Source organism: Rheinheimera sp. F8 (genome assembly GCF_001518915.1).
The window spans coordinates 3885399-3898681 of the sequence record NZ_CP013656.1; the positions used below are offsets into that span (position 1 = coordinate 3885399).

The window sequence follows — 13283 nt, forward strand, 5'->3', positions numbered from 1 at the left end:
GCAGCGCCAGATATCGCTCAATTGTAGTGGCACACTGAATTTGGCCACCTGATTAGAGGTGTTATGCTACGCCTCGTAAGCAATTAGGTGACATGATGAACAAAAAGACAAGACCTACATTCAGCCCTGAATTTCGTCTGGAATGCGCCCAACTGGTACTGGACCAAGGTTACTCGGTTGCTAAAGCAGCGGCAGCGATGAATGTTGGCAAATCCACCATGGATAAATGGGTTCGGCAGTTGCGTGAAGAGCGCTCAGGCATCACGCCCAAAGCCACACCGATGACACCAGACCAACTTAAAATTCGCGAATTAGAGAAGCGAATCAAACAGATAGAGCTGGAAAAGGAAATCCTAAAAAAGGCTACCGCTCTCTTGATGTCGGACTCGCTGAACAATTCACGATAATTGCTCAGCTCAAGCAGAGTTATGCCGTGGCGCAGTTGTGCCGGGTGTTTGAAGTCCATCGCAGCAGCTTTAAGTATTGGAAAAAGCCCAAGCCGGTTCAGCCAGAGCAGGTTGTCCGGCTAAGCAAAGTCCGGGAGCTGTTTGATGCCAGCAATGGCTCAGCAGGCTCTCGCAGCATTGCAACGATGGCAAGCGCTCAGGGCGTTAAAATGAGCCGTTATCTGGCGGCTAAGTGTATGGAAAAGCTTGGATTTATCAGCTGTCAGCTGCCTTCGCATTCATATAAAAAGACAGGCAATGAGCGGATTGATATCCCAAATTTACTGGCACGCCAGTTTGCCGTAACCAGGCCAAATCAGGTGTGGTGCGGCGATGTAACTTATATCTGGACAGGCAACCGCTGGGCCTACTTAGCGGTAGTGATGGATTTATTTGCAAGAAAACCAATTGGTTGGGCGATGTCATTCTCGCCTGACAGTGAATTAATCGGCAAGGCGCTTAGTCATGTGTTTGAATCCAGAGGTCGGCCTGAAGGAGTGATGTTCCATTCAGACCAAGGCAGCCATTACACCAGTACCAAGTTCCGGCAATTGCTGTGGCGCTTTCAAATTCGGCAAAGTATGAGTCGTCGTGGGAACTGTTGGGACAATAGCCCGATGGAGCGCTTCTTCAGAAGCTTAAAGACAGAATGGATTCCGACCGTCGGTTACAGCTCATTTGCTCAGGCAGAACGAGAGATACTGAATTACATGCTGGGCTATTACAGCCAGCTCAGGCCACATCACTATAACGGTGGTTTGGCTCCGAATGAATCCGAGCGCAGATACTGGCTTGGCTACAACGATGTGGCCAAAATTAGTTGACCACTACACACATCCTAGCGGTATCTCCAGCGAAAGAACCGAAGGTTCGCAACAAATCAAATAAAACCGCTTAACCGTCATTACATCAACCACCAACAAGGCCTGCACTCTCTGCAGGCCTTTTACTTTTCTGGAGAACCTGCATGAATATCAACATCAACGATCTGCCTTTACCAGTGACCAGCAAACTAACCGACATCATCAAAGATGCACTGAAAGGCAAAGACCTTAACGGAAAAACCAGCGTCACCCTGAACTTCAGGGACCCAGACTACAGTGCAGAAACTGGTGGCTACCACCCAGTGGAGATCATGCTAAAGCGCAAAGGCGATGATTGGTACTTTCAATACATCACAGATTTCTGTTACGTAGGTATTGGCCCTTATGCAGAACTGGTAAAAGACTTGGATTTTGATTTTGGGGCGGGCGTGTTTCAGACCCAGTACGGGTATTACCGGATAGAAGAGGCATCAGACATCTATCCAGTGTGGGAGCAGAACTTTTGCTTCCATAAGACCAAGGGGAGCATTTACACTTGTAAGGTTTCAGTTTAGTAGATACTTTAGCCGCGATTCAGATAGGTGCTAAAATCCGGTACTTCCGAGAAAAACAAGCCTAAAAGTTCACCAAACTGCATGTTCTGCAATAGAAAATCGTACTTTTATCCTAAGCAACTTTGAATTAGGCGTGCATCTTACGAGAACACTCAATCTGCATCACTGTGCTTGGTAAAACAGTAAAGTGACATGGCATAAAATACTGTATAGAATAACAGTAATCTAATTTTGCAAACTTAGATTTGCACTAAATTGTAGGTTTAGTATGAGTTCAATAGAGCTATTTGCCGGAGCAGGCGGCCTTGCTCTTGGTATGAGTAACGCTGGCTTCAACCATTCAGCGATAATTGAGTGGAATAAAGATGCTTGCGAAACAATTAGATATAACCGATTACTAGATAATTCCCCAATCGCTGGATGGCCTACTCCAGTGGAAAATGACGCCCGAAAAATTGATTATTCGGCTTTTAGAGAAGCAGTTAACGTAATCTCTGGTGGCCCACCATGTCAGCCATTTTCGTTGGGTGGTAAACATCAAGGTTATAACGATGAGAGGGACATGTTTCCTGAAGCTGTTCGAGCTGTCCGTGAACTGAAGCCTAAAGCATTTATTTTTGAAAATGTTAAAGGCCTTATGAGAGCCTCATTTTCTGATTATTTTGAGTACATAAATCTACAGTTGGCATTTCCCGATTTTGTAAGGAAGCCGGAGGAAAGTTGGGAGAAACATCTTTATCGCCTAAAGTGCTATTCCGGTCAATCGAAAGCCTCTGATCTTCATTACAAGTTGAATGTGAAATTGCTGAATGCAGCAAACTATGGGGTGCCCCAAAAGCGGGAACGGGTCTTTTTCATTGGTTTCAGAAGTGACTTAGCTATCGACTGGCAATTTCCCGAAGAGACCCACTCAGAAGATGCTCTTTTGATTGCTAAATGGATCACGGGAGAATATTGGGAAAGGCACAAGATTAGCAAAAAAGACCGTCCTGAGCCTTCAGTTAGAAGCTTAGGCAGAATAAAAAGACTAAAGCACGCAGCAAAAGCAACTGATGTGGAAGTTATTAGCAAGCTGCCATGGCTTACTGTACGTGATGCAATATGCGACTTGCCAGATCCTGAGCTTGGGATCAAGATGCAAGTGGATAATCATATATTTGTACCAGGCGCGAGAACATATCCTGGGCATACAGGAAGCCCACTGGATGAACCATCAAAAACACTTAAAGCTGGAGATCACGGAGTTCCTGGCGGTGAAAATATGTTGGTTAAATTAGATGGAAGCGTCCGATATTTTACTGTACGAGAAGCTGCAAGAATTCAGACGTTCCCTGACCAATATCGATTTAACGGTTCATGGACTGAGACAATGAGGCAGCTGGGTAATGCTGTTCCGGTAAAACTCGCACAAACCGTTGCAAGTTCCGTAGCTGCCTCTATAGCAAACCTTGATTCCAACTAACCATGATGTTGACACATTTCACTTAGAAAGGTGTCAACAGCTTGCTGTTTATCTACAATTGGAGGATTGGTGTTAAAGTGGGTTGAGAGCATCTCTATTATTTTCTCATGAGGGATTTGATCAACAACAGTCTGTCCAGCCCATTCTCTACCGGCATGCATGGTATCCCAAGGCGAGCGCTTATTTCCTCTAGTATCCGCAGAGTCTCCATGCTTACCAATTCCATAACAGATTTTGGTTTCTTTGTTCCAAATAGGTTTGTACAAGTTTATTAGGTACCTTTCTGCAGCTTCTTGCCAACCGCTTGCAACCACAAGAAATCTACATTGAAAATCCGATGCATCTAAATTTGTTGCTTTCTGGATACTCTTAAGGTGCTCTTTAAGACGTTTACATAGCTTTTCGCCTTGCTCAAGAGGGTTTCTTGCTTTGGCCGATTCGGGATCAGCCTTCCCAACGTAAATTGGATGATCAGAACCTGATAATGGAGCATAAGCACTAAATGGTCCGGTATAATAAATTGCATAAACACCAGCACCGTAGAATCTTGGAATTACTGATAAACCAGTTTTAGGTTGAGACAATAAAGCCATAGCAACGACTCGACCAACAGCTTCAGGATTCGAAGGGTCAAATACAGAATTGGGTTGCTTTACCGGATCGAGTTTTGCGGAGATATCAGATAAATGTCTGAGTGCCGTTTCGATTTTAGATTTGATCTTCTTTAAACTAGGTGCGGAGATAGATTCCATATCTAATTCTGGGGCAGAATTAGCAATATCCAACAAATCACTAGACCAGTCGGCAATACTCTCTGATTGTTTAACTGCTTTACCCATGCGCTCTTGTGTCCTAAGAATAGATACAGAAAAAGCGATTATCTATGACACAAATATGATTAGCAACGGGTGATTAAGTGGAGCACCATCTAAAAATTTCAATATAAACAGATGTTTTAGCGTAGGGAACTGTGGTGCCTAGGGTCGGACTCGAACCGACACGATTATTCATCGGCGGATTTTGAATCCGCTGCGTCTACCGATTTCGCCACCTAGGCATAGGGGACATGCTTTGAAACTTTGCAAATCTTTGCATGTGATTTGCATTTTTAATAACTGTTGAACTGTAGACGTTTCAACGAGTTATGTCTACCACTTTTTCAGACGCTTTGCATTTTGAATCCGCTGCGTCTACCGATTTCGCCACCCAGGCATTTGAGAGGAATTGGAGCAGTAAACACCCGCATTATACAAAGCCTTCCCGCCCCTGCAAGCAAAATCTCAGTCCTGACAACCAATTGCGCAATTTTGCAGCAATCTTTCATGCAGTAGACGCAGCGGATTCAAAATGCACTGCGTTTATGAAAAAGGTAGACATAACTCGTTGAAACGTCTACAGTTCAACAGTTATTAAAAGTGCAAGGCTCATGTAAAGTCTTGTAAAGTTTTAAAAATGCCCCTCTTTATGCCTGGGTGGCGAAATCGGTAGACGCAGCGGATTCAAAATCCGCCGCCAGAAATGGCGTGTCGGTTCGAGTCCGACCCCAGGCACCAATAATTCCCAAGTTATTTATTTCCCAGTAAAATCTTAATAGTTCAATTAAATTCTTCAATTTCCTCCGAAATTTCTTGTACCGAATTTAAAATATCTATATTTTAATAATAACGGGCTAACAGTCCGTTAAATGATTCAAGAGTACTTGTAGCCCTTGTGCCCAATTTATTGGGTGGTGTAATGGTTAAATCCAATCACCTTGTGCAGGAACGGCACCGCCGCTCGACGACGACTTACGTCACCGTAGTGAAGCTTCGCTTCACACGGCAACTTCGTCGCCTCGCTGTGCCTTCGGCACATTTTGAAGGTCGGCCTAAACATGCAAATACAGTAGGGTTGCTCTTGAATTCACTTTTTGCATGTTTGTGCGGAAGCCTGGAGCAGTCAAATGCTAGGCCGACAATTTCAATAAGAACTAAGTATGGATACAATTAAGCCAATTTTTAAAGCAGGCCCTATAAAGGATGTAAACGGCTTGTTGGTTGCACTAAATATAACCAATGCTGAACTTAGTGAAGCGCTCAACCTAAAGCCTGCGCAGCGTTACTCTGATCCCAAAAAACCAGTCATCAAGAAAGATGGTTCAGTAAGAAAGATTAAAAATCCATGTGGATTAATTAGAAAAATTCAAAGCCGAATTAATCGACGAATTAATAAATCATGTGTTCTCTGGCCTTCTTATCTTTTCGGTTCTATTCCCCGCAATGAAAAAACCGGTGTTCGTGATTATGTCTCTTGCGCAGCAGTACACTGCCAATCAAGAAGCATTTTAAAAATAGATATATCATCGTTTTTTGATCGAATACATTATGACCATGTGAAGAGCATTTTTTCCGGATTATTTCGTTATTCAGATGAAGTTGCTGACATCGTAAGTAACTTATGTTGCTACGAGCCTGACGGATCCCCAGAAATAACCTAACCATATCATCCGCTCACTTTCCTGACATTGGTCCAATCAAAAAGACCCGCCCATTCAAGCAGTTGCCTGACTGCCGCCTGGATTTCCTCACCGCTGATACCGACTCTGGCTAATCGGCACAACCGTTTACCCAGATAATTGAACGACAACACTCTGCGATGTTTCAGCGAATTCGCCTGGAACGACCGATGCTTGCCGGCGAGTTCTGCTGCCAACCCAAGCATGTAATGCAACCAATTTGCCAGCGCAGCCAGCAGCAATAACACTTCTAACCGGCCTTTTTTCTTTGTCCGATGCGCGTTGCTGCCAAGGCCGTACGTCTGGCTTTTCTGATCGCGGAATGCTTCTTCAATTTGCATCCTTGCAGCATAAAGCTTGTTGATTTTCTTTGCATAATTGAAGCAATACGCCAGGTTAGATACCAGCAGCCACGGCTCTTTAAACGGCAGATGCTTGTCGCTTTTTTTCAGTTTCCAGCCTTTACCGGCAAGCACGGCGCGACAGGCATATTGCTGAGATTGACCAAGCGCAATCTCGCCGAGAACCATCGGCTGCTGCCAGGCCTTTTTATACACCTTCGCCACGCTGATAAATTCACTCTGGCCCGGTAATCTGAGCGATACCTGACCGCGCACCCGACCAATAAAATGCCAGCCTAAGGCACTCACTTCCTTAAACCACGGCACTTTGAAGCCTGCATCGGTGACGATGACCGGCCAGCAGCGCTTGGGCAGCATCGCCTTCAATCTCGCTAAAAATGCCTTATGCAGATGCGGACAGTTGTAATCGGATTCGGTCGTGACCATCTGCAACAGCGTCATGGCCCGGCCTTCAACAGCCAGGCTGGCGCGCAGGATAAAATGGCGGCGTTCTTTGTCGGCGTTACTCCAGTCGACCAGGATAAGTGGTTGTTTTCCCTTCACTAATGCGCCGGTCATCGCTGTGTAAAACTCTGGCACTGCCTGTTGCATTGTGGTGTGGCTGAGCAGACGGTCTGCCCGTTTAATGCAATGTCGCTCTGAGGCGTCACTATCAATGCCGCGACCAATCGCAGTGACAGTGCACTGGCCGTTGGTGAGTAAACTCTGCAGCGATGCCGTCAGCGAGTTTAAAAGATGTTTATGGAAATTTTTTGGGGTGACAAGGTCGAGAAAATCGGCGAGCATAGCTTGAGCTTTCATGGCGGTTATTCATGGTTTGTGATTTTTGGCGAAGGATCAGATCAGGGACTGCCATGAATGTTCCCTCCCGCGCCTGAATTATTGTTTTACCTACACAACTTCTGGGGATACTTCAGGCTACGAGCAGCATCTAGTGCAAGGCGCCCTAACGTCCAGTTATATCGCAAATCTTGTTTTTTGGGACGTTGAGCATCAAGTTGTCAAAAGATTAAAAAGAATGGGTCTCAAGTATACGAGGCTTATTGATGACATAACAATTTCCTCAAAAACAAAAAATTTTGATTTTTCTTTAGCTGAGCGGATTGTAGAAGAAATGCTCAGAAGTAAGGATCTCCCAACAAATAGCGAAAAAAGGCAGTTATCTTACTCCGGCATTACCCCTCTCAAGGTGCATGGATTACAAGTTAATTACTCGTCTCCAATTTTTCCTAAGGAAGAGGTTAAAAGAATTTTTGCAGCGGTTCATGAAGTAAAAGTCAGAGCGAAGGTCCTTCACCAAAATAGCGAGAAGGCATACAGAAACCTATACAATAGAACCCTTGGTAGGGTCAATAAGCTAGCGAGAGTTCAGAACGATAGAAGAGTTAGAATGGTTAATATTTTGATGAGTGAAGATTTGAAACCAAAGCCATCAGAAATTGACCGAAAATTTTGTGATAAAAGATACAATTGGCTTGTAAAGAATTACACGAAATCAAAGGATAAGTATATTTATCACCACAGGTTTTACTATTTAAAGAGCTTGCTTCATTTCATGATAAATAATGGAGATGGTAAATTTGATGTTTTTTCTGAGGATAAATTAAAGTTAATTCAAAACATTAGGCCCACACATGTCGATTATTCCAAATAATATTTCGGATTTTAAAAATCTGTTGAAAATTTTAGCTATTGCATGCTCATTATTAATGTGTTTTTTGGTTGCACTACTTATCTATGGGGTTTACGAAAAACCAGAACTGACTTTCGCCCCATGTCTCACCGAAAAATGCATTTCGAATTTCAGTGAGTCTTTTAAAGTAACACTATCATTATTCCCTCTTATTTCAAACGTTTTAGTATTTTGTGTTGCATTGTTCGGTGTGATCTTTGCTTACCAGCAATATGATCTTTCTAAAAAATCATCAAATTTCAGCAATCACATAGTCAATATGGGACATTTTAACGCTATCTTGAGAAGTTATTTGGAATCATGTACGCACATCCGAATGTCCGATGTGAATGTAAATACACTTTATTCGCTAGTATATCCTGAGTCGAAGATCGGCAACTTTGCTAAATTTGATGGTTATCTCGGAAAGGTAAGTAGTTTTAGAAGATACTTAATTGATAAATCAAATGGTGTTAAAGATAAAAAGGTCCCTTATATTTCCTCGAAAAAGAGTTTCTTTAATCATCGCAGTAATCTGAATAAATATCTAGAAGGGTTTGGTATTTCGTTAGCTAGCGTCTCGGAAGCTGAACTTTATGAAATTGAGAATGAAGTTCTTAAATTTATTGACTCAATTACATTAAATTTTACCGACGAAACTAGAGCTTCATACCAGCTAATGAAAGTTGAACGGCATTACAGCAAATAGCGCTTGGACTATTTTTAAGACGTATCACAGTTTTCATATTTCATAAAATATGCACCAAAAACACTGCTTCCATTCCGGATTAACGTCCAGTACTTATGTCCGTAATGTCCAATCAGTGTTCGGCCCCCCATCCTAAATGCAAATCTCTCACATTATGAATGAACTGCTGGTTCGAGTCGAAATCAAGACACTTTTATATTCTTAGTTTCAATAAGTTACTCATTCAATTTCTAGTTTAATTTTGATAACCTGTCCCTATTTATTTATCGACGTTCAAAAGCTATGGAACAGCACTACCTCAAATCCTCTTACCGAGAAAAGCTGATTGAGCATCTGTTCATTGGCGAACTTCTTAAGCTGTCCTGGGCGAGCGCTACTTGCAGTATCGAAATTTCGAAGCCTGAAGTGGACAACCAAGGCTATGACCTGATTGCTGAAGAGAACGGTGTACTGCGCCATATTCAGCTAAAAACAGCGAAATCAGATGCTAAGGCTTCGTATCAAAAGGTGCATATAGCACTCTCTAGAAAAACGTCAGGCTGCGTTATCTGGATTTACTTTGATGAAGCAACTATGCAACTTGGACCTTTCCTATTTTTTTGTGGCCTTGCTGGTGAGCCTCTGCCAGATATAAACGACTTTAAATTGGCTAAGCACACCAAAGGCAATAAGGACGGTTTGAAAGCTGAACGGCCAGATATAAGACAAATACCCAAAAGCAAATTCGCTGTGTACAGCAGCATCGAAGCGCTTTACAGTGTTTTGTTTGCAATTGAAAATAAATAATAAGCTATTAAATACTGGGAATTAAATGCAAAAACTTACGCTTAACAAACTTTCAAGCAAACTTTTCAAAGCTTGCGACATTCTACGGGGCAAAATGGATGCCTCTGAATACAAGGAATACATTTTTGGTGTCTTGTTTCTTAAACGCATGTCGGATCAATTTCAGAAGGACTATCAAGCGAAAGTTAGCGAGTTAAAGGCGGAAGGGCATGACGATGATGAGATTAAGCTTCTACTCGAGGATGAAGAGCAGTTTGCTTTCTACGTGCCAGAAAAAGCGCGTTGGGAAAACCTTAAGCACTTAAAAACAAATGTCGGCGATGGGTTAAATAAAGCCCTTGCAGCATTGGAAGAAAAAAACACCGCAAAAGGCTTGGAAGGTGTGCTGAAGCACATCAACTTCAACCGTAAAGTCGGTAAAAATCCTATTCCTGATGAACGTTTGGTCGAATTTATTCAACACTTTGACAGTATCCCTCTTTCAAACGATGACTTCGAATTCCCTGATCTTTTGGGTGCGGCCTATGAATACCTAATTAAATACTTCGCAGACAGCGCGGGTAAAAAAGGTGGCGAGTTCTATACCCCTGCTGAAGTAGTGCGTCTGCTAGTTGAAATTCTTGAGCCTGCAGAAGGCATGGAAATCTATGACCCTACCTGTGGTTCGGGCGGAATGCTGATCCAAAGCTGTAATTATGTGCAGGAAACTGGCGGCAACGTTAAGAAAATTCACCTGTTCGGCCAAGAAGACAATGGTGGTACTTGGTCTATCTGTAAGATGAATATGATCCTGCATGGATCAGGCGGCGCAGACATTGAAAATGGTGACACCTTAGCCAAACCATTACATCGGACGAAAGATGGCGAAGTACGGCCCTTCGACCGAGTTATTGCCAATCCACCGTTTTCGCAAAACTATAAGAAAGCGGATATGGAGCTGAAAGATCGCTTCAATACCTTTATGCCAGAGTCTGGCAAGAAAGCGGACTTGATGTTTGTGCAGCACATGGTGGCGTCGCTTAAAGCAAATGGTAAAGCTGCAGTGGTTATGCCTCATGGCGTGTTGTTCCGTGGCGCTGAAGAGCGAACCTGTCGCCAAGATTTTATCGAAAGAGGCATTCTTGAAGCAGTGATTGGTTTACCTCAAGGCTTGTTCTACGGTACTGGTATTCCAGCTTGTGTGTTGGTGTTGAACAAGGCAGGACGTGAAAACCGTGATTCGGTGCTGTTTATTAACGCTGACCGAGAGTATCGTGAAGGTAAAAACCAAAATAGCTTACGGCCGGAAGACATTGAGAAAATCACCAGCGTTTACAAAGCAATGCTGGCAGATCCGGAACAACCAAGCATCGAAAAATATGCGCGAATGGTCCACAAAGATGAACTTGCGCGTGAAGATTACAACTTAAATATTCGCCGTTATGTTGATAATAGTCCTGCGCCAGAGCCGCAAAACGTCAAAGCACATTTAAACGGCGGTATTCCCACTGAAGAAATTGATGCACTGCAAGTTACTTGGGATGATTACCCTGGCTTAAAAGAGAGCCTGTTTGTGCCTCGTTCTAGCGACGAGTTCCAAGACTTTGCAGATGAGTTTGAACTGCTATCTTCGCTCAAGCCGCACATAGAAAACTACCCTGCAGTACTTAAAAAACATGCGGATTTTCAAGCTGCTTTGGATGGCTGGAAGCAAAACTTAGCAGGCTTTGAAGCTCTGGGCGACCAAAAATTGGGTGATAAAGGCGTATTTGCGCTGCGTCGTGATTCACTCAAAACTATCGAACAGCACTTAATGCCGATGAACCTACTGAATCAATACAAAGTTCGTGGCGCAATGGCAGATTGGTTTAAAACACTGGAAGCCGATTTTAAATCTGTGGCCGCCAGCGGCTGGAACGCTGAACTCATTCCTGATGAAGTGCTGTTTGCCAGCCAGTGTGCGGATGTGGTGGAAGAACTACAAGCCAAGCAAGCACGTATCAGCGAACTGCAAGCCTTTGTTGATGCAGCAGATGAAGAAGACTACGAACCAACTGATGAAAATCCAGCATTGCCTAGTGCTTATGTTAAGCAACTGAAAGATACTCTGAAAGAACACAAAGCGACGTTTAAAAACAGTTTGTCCGTGCTCAAAGCCCAGATAAAAGATGCCTTCATCCAGCTCAAAAACAATGCACAACTGCCCAAAGGTTCGAAGCAAGCTGACTTCTCTGCAGGCCTCACGGAAAAAGAGCTGAATTTCGCAGTCCATCAGGAGATCCTCGCATTAGCGAGGCAGCTTGGTGTTCAGCTGGATAACGTTGAGCTAATTAAAGACCACGCAAGAAAAGGTGCACTTGCAGCTGCTGAAGCAACAGCAATTGAGGCTAAGCTGGCAGCACACAAAGCTTTGGAAGATGAATTGAAACTGCTAAAAGCAGAGATCAAGGAAACAGAAAAACGTCGAGATGAGCTGCTTGAGATTGCTCGAAATGCGATCACGCCAGAAGAAGCAAAAGCGCTAATTCTGGAACGCTTTAAAACTGAAGTGGATCATCAATATCAAAGTTATGTGCGTGCACTGCTGCTTGACCGTATTGCTGCAATTGAAAATTTACATCGCAAGTACCAAGTAACAGCAAAAGGCATTATTACCAAGCGAGAGCAAGAAGCCAGCAAGCTAGCTGACTTTATGAAGGAGCTGGGTTATGAGTGAAGTTCTGTTTGACCTCCCGGAAGGTTGGTCTTGGCAACCCTTATCAGCCTTGGCAGAAATAGTCAGTGGTGGTACTCCGAGTCGTGAAGTAGCTGAATATTGGAGTCCTGCAGAAATAGCTTGGGTCACTCCGACGGATATTACAGGTAGTGACGGGCGCTATTTAACTTCAAGCAAAGAGAGTATTTCGAGTTCAGGATTGCAAAAGTCATCAGCTTCAATGTTACCGATAGGTACTGTTTTGATGACCTCGCGAGCTACACTTGGACAAGCAAAAATTTCGGCTGTTAAGTGTTGCACGAACCAAGGTTTTAAGTCTTTAGTTCCAAAGGAAAGTGTTCCTTCTGAATATCTTTATTATTTGGTACAACTTTTCAAAGATAGATACGAACGGCTTGGTATTGGTAGCACCTTTCTTGAAGTCAGTAAGAAAGATACAGAAAAGTTTTTGCTGCCAGTCGCCCCAAAAGGACAACGTGCATCTATCTCGAAGATTCTTGTTTGTATTGATAATCAGATTGATGCCACTCAAGCTATTATCGACAAATACACCGCTATCAAGCAAGGCATGATGGCCGATTTATTTAGCCGAGGTATCGACCCCCAAACTAAAGCACTTCGCCCAACGTTTAAAGAAGCACCAGAGCTTTATCACAAGACTCCGCTAGGTATGTTGCCGAAGGGGTGGATGATAAGCCAACTTGAAGCTATTGCTCCTGTTATTGACCCTCAACCAGATCATAGAACCCCACCGCAAGTAACAGATGGTGTGCCTTATGTAGGAGTGGGTGACTTTACCTGGGATGAGCGGATTGATGCAAAGAAGTGCCGCAAAGTAAGCCCTGACGCATATTTAAAACAGCAGAGTCGATTTAAAGTAGAGCTGGGCGATGTAATTTTTGGAAAAATTGGTACCATCGGTCAACCTAAAGTTATTAGAGAAGCTGGTAACTTTGCATTAAGTGCCAATGTGTTATTAATCAAGTCTGGCATAATAGGTCACTATATTCGTGATGTTTTGATTTCCGAATATACGTTGGCTCAGTTAGATAGAATTGTGAATGTAACATCACAGCCTGCGGTAGGAATTCAGACAATGAGAGAATTAATGATTCCAATCCCTGATGCTATTGAACTTGCTCTGATTAATTCGAAATTGCAATTTTTGGAAAATTATATTTGGAGCGAAGTTTCTTCATTAAACAAGTTAAAAGCCCAAAAGAATGGCTTAATGCATGACCTGTTGACAGGCAAAGTTCCTGTCCTCGCTTAACAAAAA

Annotated in this window: 11 protein-coding genes and 2 tRNA genes; 10 read left to right on the top strand and 3 right to left on the bottom strand. The window is 43.2% G+C overall.

The window, feature by feature from the left end; genetic code table 11:
• Positions 1-95: 95 nt before the first annotated feature.
• The 3 genes from ATY27_RS17280 to ATY27_RS17290 all read left to right on the top strand — a co-directional run bounded on the left by ATY27_RS17280 (position 96) and on the right by ATY27_RS17290 (position 3286).
• Positions 96-1270 (top strand): IS3 family transposase gene (locus tag ATY27_RS17280; RefSeq protein WP_244151458.1). Its coding sequence is split into 2 segments (ribosomal slippage): positions 96-354 and positions 354-1270, totalling 1176 coding nucleotides; the frame shifts between segments, so codons are not numbered across the junction.
• A 143-nt stretch (positions 1271-1413) separates the two neighbouring features.
• Positions 1414-1824, top strand: coding sequence for a DUF2787 family protein (locus tag ATY27_RS17285; RefSeq protein ID WP_208931838.1), 411 nt, complete (start codon positions 1414-1416; stop codon positions 1822-1824).
• A gap of 268 nt (positions 1825-2092) precedes the next feature.
• Positions 2093-3286 (top strand): DNA cytosine methyltransferase, encoded by a 1194-nt coding sequence (locus ATY27_RS17290; RefSeq protein ID WP_208931839.1) that lies wholly within the window; start codon positions 2093-2095, stop codon positions 3284-3286.
• Here ATY27_RS17290 and ATY27_RS17295 read toward each other — a convergent pair.
• Together ATY27_RS17295 and ATY27_RS17300 are read right to left on the bottom strand one after the other, a co-directional pair.
• Positions 3283-4125, bottom strand: a complete 843-nt coding sequence (locus ATY27_RS17295; protein WP_208931840.1) for an Eco29kI family restriction endonuclease — start codon at positions 4123-4125, stop codon at positions 3283-3285. The two genes, ATY27_RS17290 and ATY27_RS17295, sit on opposite strands and share 4 nt — an antisense overlap.
• Before the next feature lie 132 nt (positions 4126-4257).
• A tRNA-Leu gene (locus tag ATY27_RS17300) sits at positions 4258-4343 on the bottom strand.
• A 409-nt stretch (positions 4344-4752) separates the two neighbouring features.
• Here ATY27_RS17300 and ATY27_RS17305 point away from each other — a divergent pair.
• Positions 4753-4839, top strand: a tRNA-Leu gene (locus ATY27_RS17305).
• A gap of 422 nt (positions 4840-5261) precedes the next feature.
• Entirely contained in the window at positions 5262-5762 is a 501-nt protein-coding gene (locus ATY27_RS17310) for a reverse transcriptase domain-containing protein (protein ID WP_208931841.1), read from the top strand.
• Between the two features lie 5 nt (positions 5763-5767).
• On the opposite strand, the gene ATY27_RS17315 is transcribed toward ATY27_RS17310, so the two are convergent.
• Positions 5768-6943, bottom strand: a complete 1176-nt coding sequence (locus ATY27_RS17315; RefSeq protein WP_208931842.1) for an IS4 family transposase — start codon at positions 6941-6943, stop codon at positions 5768-5770.
• Between the two features lie 25 nt (positions 6944-6968).
• Here ATY27_RS17315 and ATY27_RS17320 point away from each other — a divergent pair, with 25 nt between their 5' ends.
• The 5 genes from ATY27_RS17320 to ATY27_RS17340 all read left to right on the top strand — a co-directional run bounded on the left by ATY27_RS17320 (position 6969) and on the right by ATY27_RS17340 (position 13277).
• The gene (locus tag ATY27_RS17320) at positions 6969-7796 is read left to right on the top strand and encodes a reverse transcriptase domain-containing protein (protein ID WP_208931843.1); all 828 of its coding nucleotides are present in this window, start codon (positions 6969-6971) and stop codon (positions 7794-7796) included.
• A complete protein-coding gene (locus tag ATY27_RS17325) occupies positions 7777-8523 on the top strand; it encodes a retron Ec48 family effector membrane protein (protein WP_208931844.1) in 747 nt (248 codons plus the stop codon). The genes ATY27_RS17320 and ATY27_RS17325 overlap by 20 nt, the downstream gene beginning before the upstream one ends.
• A gap of 282 nt (positions 8524-8805) precedes the next feature.
• Positions 8806-9309, top strand: coding sequence for a group I intron-associated PD-(D/E)XK endonuclease (locus ATY27_RS17330; RefSeq protein WP_208931845.1), 504 nt, complete (start codon positions 8806-8808; stop codon positions 9307-9309).
• Positions 9310-9334: 25 nt separating this feature from the next.
• Entirely contained in the window at positions 9335-12004 is a 2670-nt protein-coding gene (locus tag ATY27_RS17335; RefSeq protein ID WP_208931846.1) for an N-6 DNA methylase, read from the top strand.
• Positions 11997-13277 (top strand): restriction endonuclease subunit S, encoded by a 1281-nt coding sequence (locus ATY27_RS17340; RefSeq protein ID WP_208931847.1) that lies wholly within the window; start codon positions 11997-11999, stop codon positions 13275-13277. Before ATY27_RS17335 ends, ATY27_RS17340 begins: the two co-directional genes overlap by 8 nt.
• Positions 13278-13283: the final 6 nt, after the last annotated feature.

Bases quoted from the DNA above. Each gene is read 5' to 3' on its own strand.
- ATY27_RS17285 (WP_208931838.1), top strand. From the start codon at position 1,414: ATGAATATCAACATCAACGATCTGCCTTTACCAGTGACCAGCAAACTA.
- ATY27_RS17290 (WP_208931839.1), top strand. From the start codon at position 2,093: ATGAGTTCAATAGAGCTATTTGCCGGAGCAGGCGGCCTTGCTCTTGGT.
- ATY27_RS17295 (WP_208931840.1), bottom strand. From the start codon at position 4,125: ATGGGTAAAGCAGTTAAACAATCAGAGAGTATTGCCGACTGGTCTAGT.
- ATY27_RS17310 (WP_208931841.1), top strand. From the start codon at position 5,262: ATGGATACAATTAAGCCAATTTTTAAAGCAGGCCCTATAAAGGATGTA.
- ATY27_RS17315 (WP_208931842.1), bottom strand. From the start codon at position 6,943: ATGAAAGCTCAAGCTATGCTCGCCGATTTTCTCGACCTTGTCACCCCA.
- ATY27_RS17325 (WP_208931844.1), top strand. From the start codon at position 7,777: ATGTCGATTATTCCAAATAATATTTCGGATTTTAAAAATCTGTTGAAA.
- ATY27_RS17330 (WP_208931845.1), top strand. From the start codon at position 8,806: ATGGAACAGCACTACCTCAAATCCTCTTACCGAGAAAAGCTGATTGAG.
- ATY27_RS17335 (WP_208931846.1), top strand. From the start codon at position 9,335: ATGCAAAAACTTACGCTTAACAAACTTTCAAGCAAACTTTTCAAAGCT.
- ATY27_RS17340 (WP_208931847.1), top strand. From the start codon at position 11,997: ATGAGTGAAGTTCTGTTTGACCTCCCGGAAGGTTGGTCTTGGCAACCC.